We start from the raw sequence: 22,280 nt of genomic DNA on the forward strand, positions 1-22,280 counted from the left end.
GGGGCGTGGAATTTAGGTTTTGACACATAGGGTTACACCTGTAGCTATTTATCGTGTAAGGCAAACCAATACTTTAAATCTACATGAGAATTACTATAAATTACGCAACTCGAACTGCCACTATCGTGCCACTGCCCATTTGGGCGGTCGACGATGGGGCTCAAGGACAGAAACCGCATCCGTGCGGCCGGGAGTCATGTTGGAAAACTACTATCGCGAGCTGGTGTGTTTCCTGAACGCCAAGCTAGGCAACCGCCAGGTGGCCGAAGATGTGGTGCATGACGCCTATGTGCGGGTCCTGGAGCGTTCCAGCGACACGCCCATCGAGCAACCCCGGGCGTTTCTGTATCGCACCGCCCTCAATCTGGTGATCGACGACCATCGGCGCAATGCCCTGCGTCAGGTTGAATCGCTGGAAGTACTCGACACCGAGGAACGTTACTTCACGCCATCCCCGCACAATAGCCTCGATCACGGCCAGCGCCTGCAAATGCTCCAGCGTGCCTTGGCGGAACTGTCACCCCTGTGTCGCGACAGTTTTCTACTGCGCAAGATCGAGGGGCTGTCCCATCCGGAAATTGCCGAACACCTGGGCATTTCCCGGGCGCTGGTGGAAAAGCACATCGTCAATGCGATGAAGCATTGTCGGGTGCGGATGCGCCAGTGGGACGCCCATTGATCCCTGCCGGTTAAATTTTATTTCACTGTCCTCGTTCCTACTCAACAGACGACCTGCTGACCTGCCAAGGCCGGTCAGGTCACTTAGGCTTACTCCCCATCGGTTGAGGGGTTCATCCAGAGGACACTGGAAATGACACAGGCAATTGCATCGCCCATCGTTCACGACCTGATCGGCGTCGGTTTCGGCCCTTCGAACCTGGCGCTGGCCATCGCTCTGCAAGAGCGCGGGCCGAGCCAGGGCGAGCTGGATGTTCTGTTTCTCGACAAGCAGGCGGACTATCGCTGGCACGGCAACACCCTGGTGACCCAGAGTGAATTGCAGATCTCCTTCCTCAAGGACCTGGTGACGCTGCGCAATCCGACCAGCCCGTATTCCTTCGTCAACTACCTCAAGCATCACGGTCGTCTGGTGGACTTCATCAACCTCGGCACCTTCTATCCGTGCCGCATGGAATACAACGACTACCTGCGCTGGGTCGCCGCGCAATTTGAAACGCAGAGCCGTTACGGCGAAGAGGTACTGACCATCGAGCCGGTGCTGCACAGCCAGCAGGTTGAAGCATTGCGGGTGATCTCGCGCGATGCACAGGGTCATCAGCATGTTCGCACCACGCGTTCAGTGGTGGTCAGTGCTGGCGGTACACCGCGCATTCCGCCAGCGTTCAAGTCGCTCAAGGATGACAGCCGTGTGTTTCACCACTCGCAGTATCTGGCGCAAATGGCCAAACAACCGTGTGTGAACAACCAGCCGATGAGTATCGCCATCATCGGTGGCGGGCAGAGCGCCGCGGAAGCGTTCATCGATTTGAACGACAGCTTCCCCTCGGTGCAAGTCGACATGATCCTGCGCGGTTCGGCGCTGAAGCCGGCGGATGACAGCCCGTTCGTCAACGAAGTGTTCTCGCCGGAGTTCACCGACCTGGTGTTCCAGCAAGCCCACAGCGAGCGCGAACGCCTGGTCAACGAGTACCACAACACCAACTATTCGGTGGTGGACATCGACCTGATCGAACGCATCTACGGCATCTTCTATCGCCAGAAAGTCTCGGGTATCGCACGCCATGCGTTCCGCACCTTGACCACGATCGAAAAAGCCACCGCCACCGAGCGCGGGATCGAGCTGGCGGTGCGCAACAACGCCACGGGTGAAGTCACGGTGCGTCATTACGACGCCGTGGTGCTGGCCACCGGTTATGAGCGGCAGATGCACCGCAAATTGCTGGCGCCGATGGAGCAGTACCTGGGGGATTTTGAAGTTGATCGCAACTACAAGCTGATCACTGATGAACGCTGCAAGGCCGGCATTTATATGCAGGGCTTCTGCCAGGCAAGCCATGGGTTGAGCGACACTTTGCTGTCAATCCTGCCGATTCGGGCGGATGAGATTGCCGGTTCGTTGTATGAGCATGGCAAAAGCCGTGGACACAGCCGCTCGATGGTGGACTTGTTGTTGGCCACTGCCAGCTGAGATTTTCGGCGCCTCTGTGGCTGCCATCGCGAGCAGGCTCGCTCCCACACTAGACCTGTGTATACAGGCCCAATGTGGGAGATTCCATGTTGCAGGGCAACCCTGCAATCTTAAATTCGGCTGGTATTGGCTCTGGTTTTTCATGAGTGCGAATGCCACCCGGCACGGCTTGCGGGCGAATCCTGATCACCGAAGAAAAGCTATCGCGCCTTCATGCTGACGGCCTCGTTCCCTCGTTTGCTTCAGAAATATGACCGAGTAATTAGGAAAAGTCCTACATAGGCCGACATCAGTCTTCCGTAGCCTAGCGCCCCACATTGATACCTTGTGGACTTCGCTTTGACGAACCCAGCATTACGAATCCTGATCGCCGACGAGCAACACTTTCATCGGATGAAGGTCGAGCGCCTGTTCAACCATTTGGGTTACTACCGGGTGGCACCGGTTCAAAATCTTGAAGAACTGTTGACCCTGGTCGAGTACGGTTGTGAACCGTTTGACCTGGTGGTCATCAATGCTGCACTAACCGCTGGATCATTGGACCTGTACGAGTTCTTCCTCGACAACTGCCAGGTGCGGCATGCCCTGATTTTCAACGACCAGCCTTCTCGATTGGCGTCTATGCCTCTCTGCGTAAAACAGACGATTCATGTGAGTCCAATATCGCTTCCTGACCCGATGTGCATCCAGCGTTTGATGTCCAGCGTCGATGTTGATGCGCGCGCACCATTACCCGAGGGGCCAATGGTGGATTGAAACCGAGGTGACCGTTCGTCTGGACTGTCATTTCTGACAGGTAGATTTGGCCACCCGACAATGTAAGAGTTCTCGCGCCGCTGCTGCGTCTATTCCGGACTTTTCCGGCGGGCAGACGTGGCCGCATCGTCGATTTTTTGCACAGGGAGTTGCCATGACGTCAGTGCTGATTGTGGACGATCATCCGGTGGTTTGCGCCGCAGTCAAAATGGTACTTGAGCGAGAAGGTTTCAAACTGATTTATGAAGCCGCCAGCGTCGGTGAGGCGTTGGTGATACTCCGTGAGCACAACGTTGATCTGGTGATTCTGGACCTGGTGATGCCCGGCGGTAACGGGCTGGATGTTCTGGAGCGAATCAAAGTCAGCAATTTGGCGTGTAGGGTGCTGGTATTCACGTCTCTTGACCCGCTGTTTTTTCAGGAGCGTTGCATGCGCGCCGGGGCCTTGGCCTATGTCGCCAAGACCAACGACCTCAGTCAATTACACAAGGCCATACATGCGTTGATCGCCGGGTACACCTATTTCGCGCAGCTGCCCAGCGCATCAATGGACGCGCTTTCGCAAAGCGAAAAACAAATGATCGATAAACTCTCCAACCGCGAGCTGACCATCCTCCAGTATCTCGCCCGGGGTACCACCAACAAGGCCATCGCCGAGGCGATGCACCTGAGCCACAAGACGGTCAGTACCTACAAGACCCGATTGATCGAAAAACTCGGCGTGAAGGCGGCTGTTCATCTACGTGATTTCGCCATACGCAATCACTTGATCTGAGGGCGCCTTAACGTGCGTATTCTGCTGTGCGCCTTGATGTTATGCCTGGTGCCGCCGACGCTGGTCGCCCAGGATGATCAGCCGAAGTCCTTGCAGCTGCTGGGGCGTTCGATTGTGGCGGGTTATGAGGTCCGGTTGGATAAAAAGGACCGGCAATGGTTGCGCAGCAAGCGTGTTCTGCGCCTCGGGGTGAGCGGGCCGGACTACCCACCCTTCGAAGTCACAGGCAAACACAATGAGCTGGAAGGCATCACCGCCGATTACGCCCGATTGATTGCGCAACTGCTGAACATTCCCATTGAGGTTCAGCGTTATGGCACGCGGGAAGCGGCCATGGAGGCTTTGAAATTCGATGCGCTTGATTTGCTTGGGACCTCGAACAATTTCGAAGCGGCCGACCCCGAATTAGTCCTGTCCATCCCCTATGCGGAAGATCTGCCGATGCTGGTCACCCGATGGGACGAGCGCATGCCCGAGGACCTGGCGGGTAAACGCATCGCCATGGTCGAAGACTATTTGCCTGCGCGAGCGGTAGAAACGTTTTATCCCGAGGCGAGTCTGCAACGTTATCCATCAGCGCTCGATGCGCTCGGGGCGGTGGCGTATGGGCAAGATGACGTGTACCTGGGGGACCTCATCAGCGCCAGTTACCTGATCAACAATAACTACCCCAATGATGTTCAGTTAGTGGGGCCGTCCGGGCTCGACGCCAACCCCTTCGGCTTTGCTCTGGCTCGGGACAACCTGCCGCTGAAGCACATCATCGACAAGGCGTTGGCGGCGATTCCCTTGGATCAACGCGCAGCCATCGATCAGCGCTGGAGCGCCGGCAAGGTCAACCGGCTGGGACAGCAGCGCGTCAACCTCAGCGCCAGTGAGCAGCGCTGGCTGGACCGTCATCCGACGGTGACTGTCGGGGTGGCCGAGAACTTTGCGCCCCTGACATTCTTCAATGCCGAGGGGCAATTCAATGGGTTGACGGCACAGTTGCTGACGCTGATCAGCCAGCGCAGCGGTTTGCACTTCAACGTGCTAAGGGGCCAATCCGTTGACCAGCAGATTCAGCAACTCAAGGTGGGCGAAATCGATGTCATACCCGCGATTATCCCTACCACAGAAGGTGAAGCAGACCTGCATTTCACCAGGCCCTATCTGACCAATCCGTACACGCTGGTCAGTGCCAACACGCCGGGTAGTCCAAAGACGCTGGAGGACCTGGCCAGTAAACGACTGGCGATTCATCACAGCCACCCGATACGCACGCTCATTCAGGCGCGGGTGCCGGGCGTGCGGATGGTGGATGTTGAAAGTCCGGCGCAAGGCCTGGAATTGGTCATGAAAACGGAGGCCGACGCGGCACTCAGTTCATTGTTCATGACCCGTTACCTGATAGCCCGCTATTACCAGGGCCGTTTGCGGATCAGCAGTACCGTGGGTGATGAACCGGCACGTATTGCGCTGGCGACGGATCGCGAAGCTTTGGAGTTGCAATCGATCTTGAACAAGGCATTGCTGAGCATCTCGCCCGAAGAAATGGACGCACTGATCGCCCGCTGGGGCAATGATGTGGTGGTGGATGACAGCTATTGGTTGCGTCATCGCCCAGCCATCTTGCAGGCGTTTGCCGCTGCCGCCGTGTTACTCCTGCTGGCCTTCGGCTGGATCGCCTGGCAGCGCCGACAGATCCGCCAACGTCAACGGTGGTTGCAGCAATTGCAGGACGCCAAGGACGCCGCCGACGACGCCAATCGCGCGAAAACAACATTTCTGGCGACCATGAGCCACGAAATCCGTACGCCGATGAATGCCCTGATCGGCATGCTCGAATTGGCCGGGATGCGGGCAGAAGAGGGCGTCGCCGACCGTGACGCCCTGGAGGTAGCGTCCACTGCCGCGCAGCAGTTACTGGCATTGATTGGCGATATCCTGGACATTGCCCGCATCGAATCCGGCCATTTGTCCCTGACACCCGAGCGTGTCAATTTGCATGCGCTGGTGACATCGGTATGCCGGGTGTTCGAAGGCCTGGCTCGGCAGAAAGGTCTGACATGGCGAGTTGAACTGGAGGCGCGCAGTGACCGTGACGTGCTGATCGACCCAACGCGTTTCAAGCAGGTGCTGTCCAATCTGTTGAGCAATGCGATCAAGTTTACCCAGACAGGTGGGGTGAGCCTGACACTGCGGGTTGTGCCGGGAATTTCGGGTCATCTGGCGGTGAACGTTCATATCGAAGACACCGGCATTGGCATCAGCGCACTAGATCAGCAGCGCTTGTTCAGCCCGTTCGTCCAGGTCGGCAACAGCCAACAGTCGGGCCGCAAAGGTTCCGGTCTGGGGCTGGTGATCAGTCGCACCCTGTGCGAAATGATGGGGGGGCGGCTGGTGCTCGGCAGCGTCCTTGGGCAGGGCACTCAGGCCGACATCAGTCTGTCGCTGGTGGCTTTGAAAGCGTTGTCCCCCTGTGATGCGGTGGACAGTGGAATAGCGCTATCCACCCGAGCGCTGACAGTTTTGGTGGTCGATGACTTTCTGGTTAATCGCTTGTTGCTGACCCGTCAGCTGAGCTATCTGGGGCACTGTGTCATAGAGGCCGAGGATGGCGAACAAGGTCTCGAACAATGGCGCGCCCATGAGTTCGATGTTGTCATCAGCGACTGCAATATGCCAGGGCTCAGCGGTTATGAATTGGCGAGCGCGATTCGTGATGAAGAGCGTGCCTATGGATTGCCGCCCACCATGATTCTGGGGTTTACCGCCAATGCGCAGCCTGAGGAAAAGATTCGATGCCTGGAAGCGGGCATGGACGACTGCTTGTTCAAGCCAATCCTGCTGGCGGATTTGAGGGGGTGGCTGGGGGCTCGATTCGCGGCCGATTTGCCCGCGCCGATTGAAGATCATTCAGCGACCGGGATCGACTTGACGGGGCTGGAGCGTTACGTCGGTGAAGACCGGACCCTGATCAATCGATTGTTGCGTGAATTGGCCCAGTCCAACCACGATGACCGTATTCATTTGCTGCAAGCGCATGTTGGCGACAACCGTCCGCGTCTTCAGGAACTGGCGCACCGCATCAAGGGCAGTGCGCGGATTGTCCGCGCAGAGCGCTTGATCGAGTGTTGCGAGGATCTGGAGCGAGCCTGCGCCGAGGGGCGCGCCGCACTCATCGATGAAGCCGTTGATCAGCTGCAGCGCGCCATGAAAAGTCTCGGGCAGCACCTCACGCGTGACTAGCCCGGTGCGATGCTTACGTGCGCGCCTCAAGAATCATGCAAGTCGTCGACCCCGTCGCATACAACCGCCCATCCACATCATAAATCCGCCCCTCGGCCAGCGCGGTTGAACGCCCCAAGTGAACGATCTTGCCCTCGGCGCGTACCGGCCCGCTGGCGCCCGTCAGCGCACGCACATAGCTGATTCGCAGATCCAGCGTCGTATAGCCCTGACCCTTCTTCAGTTGTGAATGAATCGCGCAGCCCATGCACGAGTCCAGCAACGTCGCTGCATACCCGCCATGCACACTGCCCAGCGGGTTGTAATGCCGTGCGTCAGGGGTGCCCTGAAAGATAAACAGCCCGGCTGACCATTCGATGGGGATGAAATCCATCAGCGCGCCAATCGGCGGCGAGGGCAGTTCACCGTTGCCGATGCCGTCGAAGAACTCGGCGGGCGACAGCGCGCTGACGTCGGCCATGGACAGGCTGCCAGGGCCGGCGAGGCGGCCGCGCATGGCGTGTTCCTGGGCGATCCATTGAGCAAGCGTGGCTTCGCGGGTGGGGCTTTGCATAGATATGTCCTCGGGCGGAACGGATATTATGGTTGTAATCCCGATCGATATTATGTCCGAAATAAAAAATCCACCAGCCCCGCGTGTCGCATCACATCAGGCGATGTCAGCGTGGTTGAACTCCTCTCCCAGAAAGTCGATCAACGTGCGCACCGACGGCAGCAGTCCACGGCGAGAAGGAAAGATTGCATGGATGATTCCGCATTTTGGTTCCCAACCCGGCACCAGGTTGACCAACCGACCGGCCGCCATGTCATCGCGCACCACTACGCTCGGCAGGTGCGCAATGCCAATACCCGCAACCACTGCATGACGCAATGCGAGCAAATCATCGGTGACCAAGCGTGGCGTATGTCGAATCAGTGCGCTGGCGCCTTCGGCGCCGAACAATTCCCACTGATATTCACGCTGGGCAGCTCCCCAATGCAGGCTCGGCAAACCGCTCAGGTCGGCAGGGGAGGCGGGGGACGACAGGCGTTCGGCCCAGGCTGGGCTGCCCACCACGCACTGGGTACTGTTGCCCAGAACCTTCATCACCATGTCGGTGTTTTCCAGTGGCGGAAAGCGCACACGCAGGGCTATATCGAACCCTTCGTGGATCAGGTCGACCCGGCGATTGGTGCTCTCGATAAATAATTCCACCAACGGGTATTTGAGCATGTAGCGCGTCAGCATGGGCCCGACCCAGGAGTTGAGCAGCGCCGTCGGGCAACTGATGCGCACCAGGCCTTGAGGCTCGGAGCGATTGCGTTCGATCAGTTCGGCGGCACTTTCTGCTTCGACGCGCATGGCCAGGCAACGCTGGTAGTAAGCCTGGCCGATTTCCGTCAACGAACAATGGCGGCTGGTGCGATGCAACAGGCGGACACCGAGGCGCTCTTCAAGCTCGGCGATGCGTCGGCTGAGCTTCGATTTAGGCATGTCCAACGCCCGACCAGCCGGAGCGAAACCGCCGTGTTCCACCACTTGAGTGAAGTAGTAAAGGGTGTTGAGGTCTTCCATTATCGTTCCCCAAATAGAACGCAAAGACTGATTTTTGCAGTCTAGCGCACCAAAGGTTCGAGTTTTAAGCTGTGTCCATGGCTTCACGCACCTCATCAGGAGACACCATGAAAAACATCATCGGTATCTACACCAGTCCACGCACCCATTGGGTCGGCGACGGTTTTCCGGTTCGTACGCTGTTTTCCTACGACCACCTGGGCAAGCACATCAGCCCGTTCCTGCTGCTGGATCATGCAGCTCCTGCCGAATTCACCCCGACCACCGAACGACGTGGCGTTGGTCAGCATCCGCACCGTGGGTTCGAAACCGTGACTATCGTTTACAAGGGTGAACTGGAACACCGTGACTCCACCGGCAGCGGCGGCACGATCGGCCCTGGCGATGTTCAGTGGATGACCGCTGCTTCGGGGATCTTGCATGAGGAGTTTCACTCCGAGAGTTTCGCCAAATCCGGCGGCACTCTGGAAATGGTGCAGCTATGGGTCAATCTGCCGGCCAGGGACAAAATGGCCGACGCCGGTTACCAGACCATCCTCGATGGCGACATCCCGAACATCCCGCTCAAGAACCAGGCCGGCAACCTGCGCTTGGTCGCCGGTGAGTTCGACGGCCACACCGGTCCGGCGCGCACATTCACGCCGATTGACGTCTGGGATTTGCGTCTCAAGGACGGCAAGTTGTTGACCCTGGACCTGCACGAAGGTCGCAACACGGCATTGGTGGTGTTGCACGGCACGGTTCTGGTCAATGGTCAGGAGTCGGTGGGCGAAGGCCAGTTGGTGTTGTTTGATCGCGACGGCGATCAGTTGACCCTGGAAGCCAGCCAGGACGCCGTAGTGCTGTTGCTCAGTGGTGAGCCGATCGACGAACCGATTGTCGGGCACGGCCCGTTCGTGATGAACACCGAGCAAGAAATTCACCAGGCTTTCGCCGACTTCCAGTCTGGCCGCTTCGGCCAGATGCACGGTTAACCCGTCGCGCTTCAACCACCCGCTCTACACAGGATGCGTAGGCCGGTTCTCAGGCCAGGGATGGCTGTTGCCCAAACGAAAGAGGAAACGCACATGAATACCGTCAACGCGGCCAACTTCAACGGCCTGAAACCGATCATCGACCCTAACGACAGCGCCATGCTGTTGATCGATCACCAAAGTGGGCTGTTCCAGATCGTCAAGGACATGGACGTGCCACAACTGCGCGCCAACGCCATTGCCCTGGCCAAAGCCGCGACCCTGCTGAACATGCCGGTGATTACCACCGCTTCCGTCCCGCAAGGCCCCAATGGGCCGTTGATTCCCGAGATTCACGAAGCCGCTCCGCATGCCCAATACGTGGCACGCAAGGGCGAAATCAATGCCTGGGACAACGCCGAGTTTCACGCGGCAGTAAAAGCCACCGGCAAAAAAACCCTGGTCATCGCCGGCACGCTGACCAGCGTATGCCTGGCGTTTCCGTCCATCGCAGCGGTGCATGAGGGCTACAAAGTGTTTGCGGTAGTCGACGCCTCCGGCAACCACTCAAAACTGGCCACTGATCTGACCATCGCCCGTTTGGCACAGGCCGGAGTCGTGCCGATCGACATCATGGCCACGCTCTCTGAATTGCAAGGCTCGTGGAACCGTCCGGATGCCGAGCAGTGGGCCGCTGTCTACGCCCAGGCCATGCCGCATTATCAATTGTTGATCGAAAGTTACCTCAAGGCTCAGCAAGTGGCGAATGAACACGAAGTGCTGGACTCCCAGCGCTAAACGACTACCCCACGCCGACATCCATTCGGCATCGACAACACGCGAGGACTGCTGCAATGACTACTTCTTACAAACGTCTCGACAAGGACAACGCTGCGGTTTTGATGGTTGATCACCAGGCGGGTCTGCTGTCTCTGGTGCGCGACATCGAACCGGACCGTTTCAAGAACAATGTGCTGGCCCTGGCCGACCTGGCCAAGTATTTCAAGTTGCCGACCATCCTCACCACCAGTTTCGAAAACGGCCCCAACGGCCCGCTGGTGCCAGAGCTCAAAGCGCTGTTTCCGGATGCGCCTTACATCGCCCGTCCTGGCCAGATCAATGCCTGGGACAATGAAGATTTCGTCAAGGCGATCAAGGCGACTGGCAAGAAACAGCTGATCATCGCTGGCGTGGTGACGGAAGTCTGTGTGGCGTTCCCGGCACTCTCGGCGCTCGCCGAAGGCTTCGAGGTGTTCGTGGTGACTGACGCTTCCGGCACCTTCAACGAGCTGACCCGACAATCGGCCTGGGACCGCATGTCGGCCTCCGGCGCGCAGTTGATGACCTGGTTCGGCCTGGCTTGTGAACTGCATCGCGACTGGCGTAACGACGTGGAAGGGCTGGGCACCTTGTTCTCCAACCACATTCCGGACTATCGCAACCTGATGACCAGCTTCAACACACTGACCAACAGCAAATAACGGCTGGCAACCTAAATCCCCGGTGGAAGCGAGGCTACTCGCGAAAGCGGTATAACAGACACCTGTGCAGTGACTGTCACACCGCCATCGCGAGCAGCCTCGCTCCCACATTGGTTTTGCATGAAACCCTCCTACACTGTGCCCAATGTGTGAGATCTTCACGCCATTGGCCTTCGTTGGAGTTGTTCAATGCTGTCTTTTTTCACCGATCATCCGTTGGTCTGCGCCCTGGTCCTGATCGTGGTCGATCTTGGGCTGTGGCGCTTGATCAGTGCCAGTGGCAGCAACTGGAAACTGCTGGTCAGACTGGTGATTTTCTCGTTGTTCAGCGTCCTGTTGTTCAACGAGGGCTTGAACCCGTTGGAGGTAGCGCCTTGGGCCGACAACGTGCCATTGCACCTGGCGGCCACCGGTTTGCAGATTGGTTGGTGGCTGTTCGGCGCGCGGACCCTGACAGTGCTGATCGGCGCGGTGATGATGCAGCGGGTCGGGCACACCGGGCGCTTGCTTCAGGATCTGCTGGGCGCGGTGATCTTCCTGATCGCGATCATCGCGGCGCTGGCGTACGTGCTCGATCTGCCGGTCAAAGGCGTACTGGCCACCTCCGGCGCCTTGGCGATCATCGTCGGCCTGGCCTTGCAAAGTACCCTCAGCGACGTGTTCTCCGGGATCGTCCTCAACACCACCAAGCCCTATCAACTCGATGACTGGATCTCCATCGATGGCACTGAGGGCCGGGTCATCGACATCGACTGGCGTGCCACGCGCCTGCAAACCGCCCAAGGCAGCATGGCAGTGATCCCCAATTCGCTGGCAGCCAAGGCCAAGATCATCAACTTCAGCCGGCCGAGCGACATTTTTGGCGTATCGATCAGCCTGCAACTGAGCCCGCACGCGCGCCCGCAAACGGTGATCGATGCGCTGGAACGGGCGATGCAGGGCTGCCGCTTTTTGTTGAACAAACCGGCACCGTGCGTCGCACTCAAGGGCTCAAGCGCCGCCGGCGTGGAATACGAAATCAGTGGCTTTGTGGTTTCGATGGACCAGAAACGCATGGTGCGCAATCTGTTGTTCGATCTGTCGTACCGGCATTTGCAGGCGGCGGGCGTCAGCCTGTTGTCGACCGTAGAACCGAATGCGCCGGGCGGCTTGTCACGGCCTCGGGCATTGCTGGAAGGTTCGGCGATCTTCTCAACCTTGCGTCAGGAAGAGAAAGAGACCTTCAGCCAGCACATGACCCTGCAAAACTTCCGTACCGGGGACATGGTCCTGCCGGCAGGGGAAGTCAGCGACCATTTGTTCATCATCGAATCCGGGGTGGTTTCGGTGGAGTTGAGCCGCGGCGGCGTCAAGTTCGAGTCCGGGCGCATGGGCCCGGGCGAGGTGATCGGCGAAGGCGGGATCCTGTCGGACTCCGCGCTGCCGGCCGACTTCATCGCCAAGACCGCCTGCAGCTTGTACCGGATCGAGAAGGACTACCTCAAACCCTGCCTGGATGCGCGGCATGACATTGGCGAGTCGATGAAGGCGCTGCTGGATTTCCGCTTGAACAAGGCGCAGACACTGACTCAGGAAGTGCCGAAGGTGGTGGAGAGGAAGGGGTTTTTGCAGTGGTTGCGCAAAAAGGCCTAGCGATCCAATGGCCTCCTCGACTTCTGGAAGATTGGCTATTTGTCAGAAGGGCAGGCGGGATTAACGTGACTCCACCACCACTTGTAATCGGAGTCCGCCATGAAACCTCGTATCGATTTCTACACCGCTTCCCCGGATGCGCTCAAAGCCATGATCGCCCTGGAAACCGCTGTTTCGAAACTGCCGCTGGAAAAGAACCTGATCGAACTGGTCAAGCTGCGCACCTCGCAAATCAACGGCTGCGCCTTCTGCCTCGACATGCACAGCGCCGATGCCCGCAAGGGCGGTGAAGACGAGCGCCGTCTGTACACGCTGTCGGCCTGGCGCGAAACGCTGTTCTTCACCCCACGTGAACGCGCGGCACTGGCCTGGACCGAATCCTTGACGCTGGTGAGCCAGACCCATGTGCCGGACGAGGACTACGAACTGGCAACGTCCGAGTTCAACCCGAAAGAACTGGTCGACCTGACCGTGGCCATTACCACCATCAACGCCTGGAACCGCCTGGCGATTGGGTTCCGCAAAATGCCTCAGGCATGATCAATGAGCATCCGCTGACGGCGCGGCCGGTGGTTGCACCTTGCGCATAAGGGGCACCATCGCCGTGGCAATAATGAAACAAACCATGATCATCAAAAAAGCGTCGCCATAGGTTTGGGTCTGGGCTTCGCGGTAGGTCAACAGCCAGAGCTGATGCAGGCTCGCGGTGACGCCCGTGTCACCGCTGAGGCCGAGGGCGGTGAAGTTGTTGCCGACCTGCGACATCCACTGATTCAGCGCTTCGTTGGTGCTGTTGAGGTGTTCCGCCAGCCGGGTGAAATGCAGGTTGGTGCGGTCGTTGAGGATGGTCGCGCAGGCGGCGATGCCGATGGCGCCCCCCAGGTTGCGCATCAGATTGAACAAACCTGACGCATGTTTGAGCCGCGCCGGTGCGAGGCCACCCAAGGTCAAGGTCACCGCTGGTGGCACCGCGAGTTGCTGGGCAATTCCGCGCAACGCTTGCGGCAACATCAATTCCCTGGCGCCCCAGTCGTGGGTGATCGGGCTGAAATCCCACATCGACAAGGCGAACAGGCCAAGGCCAGCCATCATGATCCAGCGCAGATCGACGCGATTGGCCAGAAAGGCGTACAGCGGAATCGCCATGATCTGGAACACCCCGGTGGAGAAAACCGCCAGACCAATGTCCAGTGCGCTGTAGCCACGTACCCGGCCGAGAAACAGCGGTGTCAGGTAAATGGTGGCGAACAGGCCGATCCCGGTGACGAACGAGAAGAAACAGCCGAGGGCGAAGTTACGGTCCTTCAAGGCGCGTAAATCGACGATCGGATTGGCCACGTGCAAGGTCCGGCCGATGAAGGCCAGACCGGCGAGGCCGCTGATCCAGGCGGTGGTGAGAATGGTGCTGTCGCTGAACCAGTTCCAGCGCGGGCCTTCTTCGAGGGTGTATTGCAGGCAGCCGAGAAACAGCGCCATGAACACCATGCTCAGATAGTCCGCGCCCTTGAGTAGCGACAAGTCCGGCTGGTCAATTTTCACCAGCATCGGCACGGCCACGGCGACGAAAATCCCCGGCACCAGGTTGATATAGAACAGCCAGTGCCAGGACGAAATGTCGGTGATAAAACCGCCGATCACCGGTCCCAAGGTCGGTGCCAGCGAGGCCACGGCACCGATGGTTGCGGCTGCAATGACCCGTTGTTTGCCGGTGAAGAAAAAGAACGCGGTGGTGAACACCAGCGGGATCATCGAACCGCCGAGAAAACCTTGCAGCGCCCGAAAGGCGATCATGCTCTGAATGTTCCAGGCGATGCCACACAACAGGCTGGCCAAGGTGAAACCGACCGCCGACGCGCAGAACAACCAGCGGGTCGAAAACACCCGCGACAGCCAGCCCGAGAGTGGAATCACGATGATTTCGGCGATCAGGTAACTGGTCTGCACCCACGCCGTTTCGTCGGTACCAGCCGAGAGCCCGCCGCCGATGTCTCGCAACGAGGCCGAAACGATCTGAATATCCAGCAGCGCAATGAACATACCGATACACATGCTGGCGAAGGCGAACACCTTCGTCGCCGTCGCCATGTCGGCGGCATTGAACGGTTGCGCGGGGACGGCGAGGACGCGGCTCATGGTGTGCTGGCCACAACTGGGGTTTCAGCGTCTTTGCGGGTGTCGATTTCAGCCGTCACCGACAGGCCGGGACGCAGGTGGCCGAGCACACCGTCGGCCGGATCGAGGATGATGCGCACCGGCACTCGCTGGACGATCTTGGTGAAGTTGCCGGTGGCGTTTTCCGGTGGCAGCACGCTGAACTGCGAGCCACTGGCCGGTGCGAGGCTGCCCAGATGACCATGGAATTCCTGCCCCGAGAGCACGTCCGCATGGATGATCACCCGTTGGCCCGGAATCATCCGCGCCAGCTGATCTTCCTTGAAGTTGGCATCGACCCACAAACCACTGGACGGCACCACCGACAACAACTGCGAACCGGCCTGCGCATAGGCGCCGGTTCGCGCCCGACGATTGCCGATCACGCCATCCACCGGGGCCTTGAGTTCGGTGTAACCCACATTCAACTGCGCCAGATCCCGTTCGGCCCGAGCCTGCATCAGCGCGGCGCGGGCTTGCTGTTTCTGGGTGTCGATCACGTTCAGCTGACGTTGCGCCGCCAGTAGTTCAGCCTGGGCCCGCGAACTGTGCGCCTGAGCGGTCTTGAACGTGGCATCGGCCCGTTGTGCGCTTTCCACCGAGACAGCGTTGCTGTTCACCAGTTTTTTGTAGCGGGCATTGTCATCCCGAGAGCGGGCGGTTTCCGCGCCAGCGGCATCGATCCCGGCGCGGGCCTGGCCGATCACCGCGTACTGCAATTGTTCGGTGGCGTCGAGATTGGCCAGCAAAGCTTCTTCGGCGGCGACCGCGCCTTCGGCCTTGGCGAGATTCGCGCGGTAGTCGCGGGCGTCGAGGCGAATCAGCACATCGCCGGCCTTCACTGCCTGGTTGTCGGTGACCAGTACTTCCTCGATATACCCGGCGACTTTCGGGCCGATGACCGTGACGTCGCCGCCGATGTAGGCATCGTCGGTTTCTTCAATGAAACGACCGGCCGTCCACCAGTGACTCGCATACAGCCCGGCAGACGCCAGGGCTGCGATGACGGCCGTCAGCAGGATCAACCGTTTGAGCAGGGGAGGCTTGGGTGCGCTCACCGGGACAGCAAGGTCGGGTTCGAGGCTGGGCATGCTGGTCATGGGGGGTTACCTGTGAAAAACGGGTGTTTATTACGCATGTAATATGACGCAGGTAATATTTACTGGCAATTGATTTTTTATGCCGGTCGTCAGGTCACTCCGGCAGAAAGAAAGGCTGATCAATTGTTTAAGAAATGTGGGTACCAGGATGCGTCTTGCATTTCTGCGGTAACGCAATTTTTGTAGCAGCAGGCACCGCCTGCCGCTACAGATAGTGTTATGGCTTGTTAAGGAGCCAACCGCGCACTGGCAACCTTAATCCCATCCTGTCCGTCCCGACTGCTCACCCCCGTCAACCAAGCCTCCAGCACCGCCGGATTAGCCTTCAACCACGCCTTCGCCGCCGCCCTTGGTTTCTGATTCTGATTCAATACCGCGTCCATCAACTGATTCTCCATGGCCAGTGTGAACTCCATGTTTTGCAGCAGTTTGCCGACGTTGCTGCATTCCTTCAGGTAGTCCTTGCGCACGTTGGTGTAGACCGTGGCCTGGCCGTAGTTCGGGCCGAAGTACTCGTCGCCGCCGCTGAGGTACTTCATCTTGTTGCGGGTGTTCATCGGGTGCGGTTCCCAGCCGAGGAACACCATCCACTCGTTCTTGCGCGTAGAGCGTTTGAGTTGCGAGAGCATTGCCGCTTCGCTGGATTCCACGACTTTGAAATCCTTCAGCCCGAAAGCGTCTTTGTCGATCATGCTCTGGATCAGGCGATTGCCGTCGTTGCCGGGTTCGATGCCGTAGAGTTGGCCTTTGAGTTTGTCCTTGAATTTGGCGATGTCGGCGAAATCATGCAGCCCGGCGTCGTAGACGTAGTCGGGCACGGCCAAGGTGTATTTGGCACCGTGCAAGTTGGCGCGCACGGTTTCCACGGTGCCGGCGTCGCGGAAGGGCTTGATGTCGTTTTCGGTGGTGGGCATCCAGTTGCCCAGGAATACGTCCAGTTCTTTACCAGAGGACAGGGCGCGATAGGTCACGGGAATCGACAGCAGGGTGGTTTTGGTTTTATAGCCCAGCGATTCCAGAACTTCGCTGGCGATCGCGGTGGTGACGCTGATGTCGGTCCAGCCGACATCGGAAAAACGTACCGTGGCGCAGGACTCCGGTTCCGCTGCCTGGGCCAGTAGCGGCAGAGTGATCGACGCAAGCAAGAGCAAGGCTTTCATAGGGACGACTCCTTGGAGGTAAACGTCAGACACCGAACCAGTTCAGCGGCGCCGGTTCGGTGTTGAGGTAGATGTGCTTGAGTTCGGTGAATTCATCCAGCCCGGCCCGGGACAGTTCGCGCCCGATGCCGCTGGACTTGAAGCCACCCCACGGCGCCTGTGGGAATGCGGCGTTGTAGTCGTTGATCCACAAGGTGCCGACCCGCAGCCGTTTGGCCATGCGGTAGGCCTTGCCGATATCCCGGGTCCATACGCCGGCTGCCAGGCCATAAGGCGTGTCGTTGGCCAATTTCAGCGCCTGTGCCTCGCCGCTGAAACGCTCGACAGTGATCACCGGACCGAAGATTTCCTCCCGGGCGATCTGCATTTCGCACGTCACGTCATCGAGCAAGGTCGGGCGCAACCAGAAGCCGCGTTCGAACTGCTCGGGAATCGTGCCGCCAGCGCGCAACCTCGCGCCTTGCTCGACGGCACCGGCAATCATCGTCAGGATCTGATCACGCTGGCTGGCGGAAATCAGCGGGCCCATTTGCGTCAGCGGATCAAGGCCGTCGCCCAGGCGGATTTTCTCGATGCGTTGCTGCAAGGCGTCGACAAAGCGCTCGTGAATACTGTCCTCCACCAGCAACCGGGAACCGGCGGAACAGATCTGCCCGGCATTGAAAAACACCGCGTTGAGCGCTTGATCCAGCGCCACTTCGAAGTCGGCGTCGGCGAACACGATGTTCGGGTTCTTGCCGCCCAACTCCAGCGCCACACGCTTGAAATTGCCCGTGGCCGCGCGCATGACCTTGCCGCCAGCACCCGCGCCGCCGGTCAGCGATACCAGGTCCACGTCAGGGCTGGCGGCGAGCAGTTCACCGACGTCACCGGGGCCGCAGAGTAAATTGAACACGCCGTGCGGCAGACCTGCTTCAATCAATAATTCAGTCAGCCGATGCGCCGTCAGCGGCGTCAGGCTGCTGGGTTTGAACACCACGGTGTTGCCGGCGGCCAGGGCCGGGGCGATTTTCCAGACCGCTTGCAGCAACGGGTAATTCCACGGCGCGATCAAGGCGCACACGCCCACCGGTTCGCGCTGGTTGAAGCTGATGACATGCGCCGGGGCGTGGTTGTTGACGCTGGCGCTTTCGGTTTCAAGCAAGGCCGCGTAGTAGCGAAACGTGGCGACCACATTGCCGATGTCGCCGAGGCTTTCACTCAGGGTCTTGCCAGCGTTGAGGGTTTCCAGGCGTGCCAGATTCGAGGCGTCCTGTTCGATCAAGCTGGCGATCCGTTGCATCAGTTGCGCCCGTTCAGTAACCGCCATCGTCGGCCACGGCCCGCTGTCGAAAGCAACGCGCGCGGCGCTGATTGCCTGTTGCGCATCTACGGGGCCGGCCGAGGCCACCTGCGCCAGTACGTCCTCGGTGGCCGGGTTGATCACATCGCGGTATCGCGCCGCCTGCGGCGCTTGCCAAACACCGGCGATAAACAACGGAATCTGCTGCATTTGCGTCTCCAGCCCAGTGGGTCGTGGCCGTCACTATGGCGGTGCCGCTGGTGCTGCTCTTGATCAAACGCGGCATAAGCGTGCCGTTTTTCGACGGTTGTGCGTTCGTGTCAGAACGGCAACCCGTGTCGCTTCCCGTCAAGTGCACGCAACCCGGTTCTCTACACTGCCAGCAACCGACAAACGAGCCGAGAGGGGATGCGATGAATCAAGCTGTCGAGCAACTGAGAATCCGCCTGGCCTGCGCGTTTCGCTGGACCGCGCGTTTGAACCTGCACGAATCCATCGCCAATCACTTCAGCGTGGCGGTGTCGGGGGGCGGTCGCGAGTTCTTGATCAACCCCTACGGCAAGCATTTTTCCACGATCAAGGCCAGCGACCTGCTGCTGGTGAACGCCGACGACCCAGCCAGCCTCGACCGTCCGGACGCGCCGGACATCACCGCCTGGGCCTTGCACAGCGCCTTGCATCGCAACCAGCCGCACGCCCGTTGCATCTTGCACACCCATTCGAAGTACGCGACGGCGCTGGCGTGCCTGGCGGATTCACGGTTGCCGCCGATTGAGCAAAATTCGATGCGTTTCTTCGAACGGGTGGCCATCGACGACGGCTTCGACGGCATGGGCCTTGGAGATGAGGCCGAGCGCGTGAGCCATCTGCTGGGGGACAAACCGATTTTGTTGATGGGCAACCATGGCGTGCTGGTCGCGGCGCCGACCATTGCTCAAGCGTTCGATGATCTGTATTACTTCGAACGCGCTTGCGAGACCTACATCACCGCGCTTTCAACCGGCCGCGAATTGCGCATTGCCAGCGATGAAATAGCGCGCAAGACCTGCCAGCAGTGGCTCGACTATCCAGGCTTTGCCGACAAGCATTTCAGCGCATTGATGGGAATTCTGGACGAAGAGGAGGCCGGGTATCGGACGTGAATTCAGTCGGCCTCGACCGGACGATGCGCCTTGCTTAACGGCTGGCGCATCACCGGGGCGGTCCAGACCTGGCTGCGGTCTTCGCTGGGCGGGCAGCCGAAACGGGCGCGATAGGTACGCGAAAAATGCTCCAGCGAACCGAACCCGGAACACGCCGCCACTTGCGCCACGCTCAAGCGGGTTTGTTGCAACAGGCTGTGGGCCTTGGCCAGGCGCAAGGTGATGTAGTATTTGAGCGGCGAGAGCCCGGTCTGATGTTTGAACTGGCGCTCCAGTTGCCGGCGCGAAAGGCCGACCTGATTGGCAATGGCCTCGCAGTCCAGCGGTTCTTCCAGCGCCTTTTCCATCAACTGCACCGCGCGACGAATCTTGCTGCCTTGCATCCCGGAGTTAGTCAGGCCGCTGTCGAGTTGATTGTCCGCCGGTGCACGCACCTGGCCCATCAGCAGATGCATGCCGATCTCCCGCGCCAGATCGCTGTCGACGCTTTGCCCGATCCAGCTCAGCAGCATGTCCAGCGTGGTGGTCGCGCCGGCGCATGTCATGCGCTGACGCTCCAGGGTGTAGAGCTGAGGCTTGGCGAGCACCCGCGGATAACTTTCCTGAAAGCCTTGAAGATTGTCCCAATGCACCGCGGCTTCATAGCCATCGAGCACGCCGGCGGCGGCGAGCAGTTCAGTGCCGGTTTCCACCCCCATCAACACCGCGCCGAACAGTGCCTGTTTGCGCAGCCAACTCTTCAACGCCAGGTTGCGGCTGTGTTTGTGCACATCAAAACTGGCGATCACCAGGCACACATCAAACCCCTGATCGGCCCGCAGGCCGTGGTTCGCCACGGTGATCAAGCCATTGCTGGCCTGCACCGGTTCGCCGTCCAGCGACAACAGCGTCCATTCGAAAATCGGCCGTTGGCTCAGCCAATTGGCGATGGCCAGGGGCTCCAGCACCGCGGCCAGGCCGAAATTGGAAAACGACGGCAACAGCAACACCGCGACCCGCAACGGCGCACTGTCGCCGCGCCGCCAGGTGAAACGGGTTTCGGGGGGCGTTGTACTGTCGGACGGTTGATTGCTCATGAGTGATCTCTGGGTTCAAACATCATCGTTGCCGTGTTTGCCATTGCGGATGAATCCATACCGGCGCGTCCATGGGCGGTAGCGGTTGCAGTCCGCGAATCATATCGCTGGCCTTTTCCGCGATCATCACCGTCGGCGCGTTGGTATTGCCGCTGACGATCACCGGCATGATCGACGCATCCACCACGCGCAGTCCATCGAGACCGTGCACACGCAGTTGCGGGTCGACCACAGCTTGTGGGTCGCCAGCCGGGCCCATCTTGCAGGTGCCGCTGGCATGGTAGCCGGTTTCCGTAACCTGTCTGGCCCAGGCGTCCAGCGCTTCGTCACTTTGTGCGGCGGGGCCGGGGACCAGTTCTTCACCTTTGAACGCGGCCATTGCCGGTTGCCCGATAATCTCGCGTACCAGTCGCGCCCCGGCACGCATGTCGGTTCGATCCTGCTCGGTTTTCAGGTAATTGAACAGGATGCGCGGCGGCTGTCGAGGGTCGGCGCTGTTCAGGGTTACGCTGCCCAGGCTGGTGGGGCGCATCAAGTCGATGTGTACTTGAAACGCATGCCCTGGCACCAGATCAACGCTACCGGGTTTGACCGCCAGTGGCATAAAGGTCAGCTGCAAATCGGGGTGTTCGACACCGGCTCGCGAGCGGATAAACGCACCGGCCTCGAAATGGTTGCTCGCCGCCAGCCCGTCATGGGTGGCGAACCAGCGCGCGCCGATCCACCACTTGCCTGGCGCGGTGGTCCACGGATAAAGCGATACCGGCCGCTTGCACAGGTATTGCACGACCGTGTCGGGGTGGTCGTTGAGTCGTTTGCCGACGCCGGACAGATCATGCTTCACGGTGATTCCCAGGTCGCGCAATTCAGCCGCCGGGCCGATGCCCGATAACAACAACAGCTGTGGCGAATTGATCGCGCCAGCCGTCAGCACCACTTCGCGCTGGGCGTGGGCCTGATGAGTCTTGCCGCTCTGTTCATACTCGATGCCGACGGCGCGCTTGCCCTCGAACACAATGCGCAATGCCAGCGCGTCAGTGATCACCCGCACATTGCCGCGCGCCAGTGCCTCGCGTAGATACCCCCGCGACGTGGTCCAGCGTCTTCCGTTGCGCGTGGTGCGATCCACCGGCCCGAATGCTTCCTGTCGATAGCCATTCAAATCACAGCTCAAGCCATATCCGGCCTCGGCGCCCGCTGCGAGAAATGCCGCGCACAACGGCGTTTCGGTATCGCCCGGCGTGACATGCAGATGCCCCGAAGCGCCTCGGTAATCGTCCGCGCCATCGGCATGGGTTTGCGCGCGTTTGAAGTACGGCAACACCTGCCGGTAGCTCCAGCCGTCACAGCCTTGTTCGGCCCAACCGTCGTAATCCCGGGCATGGCCGCGGATGTAGACCATGCCGTTGATCGAGGACGAACCGCCCAGCGTTCGGCCTCGCGGCGTGCCAATTTGACGACCGTCCAGATACGGTTCTGGCTCGGAGGTATAGCTCCAGTTGTAGCGCGTACCGCCGACCACAATGCCGACGGCCGAGGGCATGTCGATGGTCCAGCTCTTGTCCGCCGGGCCGGCTTCCAGCAACAGAATCCGCACGCTGGGGTCTTCGCCCAAGCGGTTGGCCAACACGCAGCCCGCAGATCCGGCGCCCACAATCAGGTAATCAAACGCATGATCGGCCATGGTTTGGTGTGCTCCATAAATGAAAGATCGCTACACAAAACCTGTGGGAGCGGGCTTGCCCGCGATGAAGGAGTGTCAGTCGACATTTGTTTGTCTGATACACCGCATTCGCGGGCAAGCCCGCTCCCACAAGGACTGTGTTGAACCGACTGG

General features: G+C 59.6%; 19 protein-coding genes. 11 read left to right on the top strand and 8 right to left on the bottom strand.

What is annotated here, in order from left to right; translation table 11 throughout:
- Nucleotides 1–196 precede the first annotated feature (196 nt).
- The 5 genes from J2Y56_RS12900 (at nucleotide 197) to J2Y56_RS12920 (ending at nucleotide 6,911) form a co-directional block, all read left to right on the top strand.
- Entirely contained in the window at nucleotides 197–679 is a 483-nt protein-coding gene (locus J2Y56_RS12900; RefSeq protein WP_033048830.1) for a sigma-70 family RNA polymerase sigma factor, read from the top strand.
- 132 nt (nucleotides 680–811) lie between these two features.
- Entirely contained in the window at nucleotides 812–2,149 is a 1,338-nt protein-coding gene (locus tag J2Y56_RS12905) for a lysine N(6)-hydroxylase/L-ornithine N(5)-oxygenase family protein (RefSeq protein WP_007943428.1), read from the top strand.
- Nucleotides 2,150–2,488: 339 nt separating this feature from the next.
- Nucleotides 2,489–2,905 (top strand): hypothetical protein, encoded by a 417-nt coding sequence (locus tag J2Y56_RS12910; RefSeq protein WP_033048835.1) that lies wholly within the window; start codon nucleotides 2,489–2,491, stop codon nucleotides 2,903–2,905.
- Between the two features lie 154 nt (nucleotides 2,906–3,059).
- Nucleotides 3,060–3,680, top strand: coding sequence for a response regulator transcription factor (locus J2Y56_RS12915; protein ID WP_007943425.1), 621 nt, complete (start codon nucleotides 3,060–3,062; stop codon nucleotides 3,678–3,680).
- 12 nt (nucleotides 3,681–3,692) lie between these two features.
- Entirely contained in the window at nucleotides 3,693–6,911 is a 3,219-nt protein-coding gene (locus J2Y56_RS12920) for a transporter substrate-binding domain-containing protein (RefSeq protein WP_310350552.1), read from the top strand.
- Between the two features lie 13 nt (nucleotides 6,912–6,924).
- Here the strand turns inward: J2Y56_RS12920 and J2Y56_RS12925 are convergent, their stop codons facing one another.
- Nucleotides 6,925–7,464, bottom strand: a complete 540-nt coding sequence (locus tag J2Y56_RS12925) for a PaaI family thioesterase (RefSeq protein ID WP_007943420.1) — start codon at nucleotides 7,462–7,464, stop codon at nucleotides 6,925–6,927.
- A 96-nt stretch (nucleotides 7,465–7,560) separates the two neighbouring features.
- Nucleotides 7,561–8,466, bottom strand: coding sequence for a LysR substrate-binding domain-containing protein (locus J2Y56_RS12930; protein ID WP_007943419.1), 906 nt, complete (start codon nucleotides 8,464–8,466; stop codon nucleotides 7,561–7,563).
- Nucleotides 8,467–8,573: 107 nt separating this feature from the next.
- Between J2Y56_RS12930 and J2Y56_RS12935 the strand changes: the two genes are divergently transcribed.
- From J2Y56_RS12935 to J2Y56_RS12955, 5 genes are all read left to right on the top strand, one after another.
- Nucleotides 8,574–9,440, top strand: a complete 867-nt coding sequence (locus J2Y56_RS12935; RefSeq protein WP_007943418.1) for a pirin family protein — start codon at nucleotides 8,574–8,576, stop codon at nucleotides 9,438–9,440.
- Nucleotides 9,441–9,533: 93 nt separating this feature from the next.
- Nucleotides 9,534–10,217: an isochorismatase family protein gene (locus J2Y56_RS12940; RefSeq protein ID WP_007943417.1), complete on the top strand. Its 684-nt coding sequence runs from the start codon at nucleotides 9,534–9,536 to the stop codon at nucleotides 10,215–10,217.
- A 56-nt stretch (nucleotides 10,218–10,273) separates the two neighbouring features.
- Nucleotides 10,274–10,900, top strand: coding sequence for an isochorismate family cysteine hydrolase YcaC (gene ycaC / locus J2Y56_RS12945; RefSeq protein WP_007943416.1), 627 nt, complete (start codon nucleotides 10,274–10,276; stop codon nucleotides 10,898–10,900).
- A 189-nt stretch (nucleotides 10,901–11,089) separates the two neighbouring features.
- Entirely contained in the window at nucleotides 11,090–12,532 is a 1,443-nt protein-coding gene (locus J2Y56_RS12950) for a mechanosensitive ion channel family protein (protein WP_007943415.1), read from the top strand.
- 99 nt (nucleotides 12,533–12,631) lie between these two features.
- Nucleotides 12,632–13,072 (top strand): carboxymuconolactone decarboxylase family protein, encoded by a 441-nt coding sequence (locus J2Y56_RS12955; protein ID WP_007943414.1) that lies wholly within the window; start codon nucleotides 12,632–12,634, stop codon nucleotides 13,070–13,072.
- Here J2Y56_RS12955 and J2Y56_RS12960 read toward each other — a convergent pair whose 3' ends face one another.
- From J2Y56_RS12960 to J2Y56_RS12975, 4 genes are all read right to left on the bottom strand, one after another.
- Nucleotides 13,073–14,665 (bottom strand): DHA2 family efflux MFS transporter permease subunit, encoded by a 1,593-nt coding sequence (locus tag J2Y56_RS12960; protein ID WP_007943413.1) that lies wholly within the window; start codon nucleotides 14,663–14,665, stop codon nucleotides 13,073–13,075.
- Complete coding sequence (locus J2Y56_RS12965) at nucleotides 14,662–15,783, bottom strand: HlyD family secretion protein (protein ID WP_007943412.1); 1,122 nt, start codon at nucleotides 15,781–15,783, stop codon at nucleotides 14,662–14,664. Before J2Y56_RS12965 ends, J2Y56_RS12960 begins: the two co-directional genes overlap by 4 nt.
- A gap of 227 nt (nucleotides 15,784–16,010) precedes the next feature.
- The gene (locus J2Y56_RS12970; protein ID WP_007943411.1) at nucleotides 16,011–16,943 is read right to left on the bottom strand and encodes a choline ABC transporter substrate-binding protein; all 933 of its coding nucleotides are present in this window, start codon (nucleotides 16,941–16,943) and stop codon (nucleotides 16,011–16,013) included.
- 25 nt (nucleotides 16,944–16,968) lie between these two features.
- Nucleotides 16,969–18,435, bottom strand: a complete 1,467-nt coding sequence (locus J2Y56_RS12975; protein WP_007943410.1) for an aldehyde dehydrogenase family protein — start codon at nucleotides 18,433–18,435, stop codon at nucleotides 16,969–16,971.
- 203 nt (nucleotides 18,436–18,638) lie between these two features.
- Between J2Y56_RS12975 and J2Y56_RS12980 the strand changes: the two genes are divergently transcribed.
- The gene (locus tag J2Y56_RS12980; RefSeq protein WP_007943409.1) at nucleotides 18,639–19,367 is read left to right on the top strand and encodes a class II aldolase and adducin N-terminal domain-containing protein; all 729 of its coding nucleotides are present in this window, start codon (nucleotides 18,639–18,641) and stop codon (nucleotides 19,365–19,367) included.
- A gap of 2 nt (nucleotides 19,368–19,369) precedes the next feature.
- Here the strand turns inward: J2Y56_RS12980 and J2Y56_RS12985 are convergent, their stop codons facing one another.
- Both J2Y56_RS12985 and J2Y56_RS12990 read right to left on the bottom strand, forming a co-directional pair.
- The gene (locus tag J2Y56_RS12985; RefSeq protein WP_007943408.1) at nucleotides 19,370–20,443 is read right to left on the bottom strand and encodes a GlxA family transcriptional regulator; all 1,074 of its coding nucleotides are present in this window, start codon (nucleotides 20,441–20,443) and stop codon (nucleotides 19,370–19,372) included.
- Nucleotides 20,444–20,465: 22 nt separating this feature from the next.
- Nucleotides 20,466–22,127 (bottom strand): choline dehydrogenase, encoded by a 1,662-nt coding sequence (locus J2Y56_RS12990; RefSeq protein ID WP_310350555.1) that lies wholly within the window; start codon nucleotides 22,125–22,127, stop codon nucleotides 20,466–20,468.
- Between the last annotated feature and the right edge of the window lie 153 nt (nucleotides 22,128–22,280).

The sequence above is a fragment of the Pseudomonas sp. BE134 genome (genome assembly GCF_031456105.1).
Lineage (GTDB): Bacteria > Pseudomonadota > Gammaproteobacteria > Pseudomonadales > Pseudomonadaceae > Aquipseudomonas.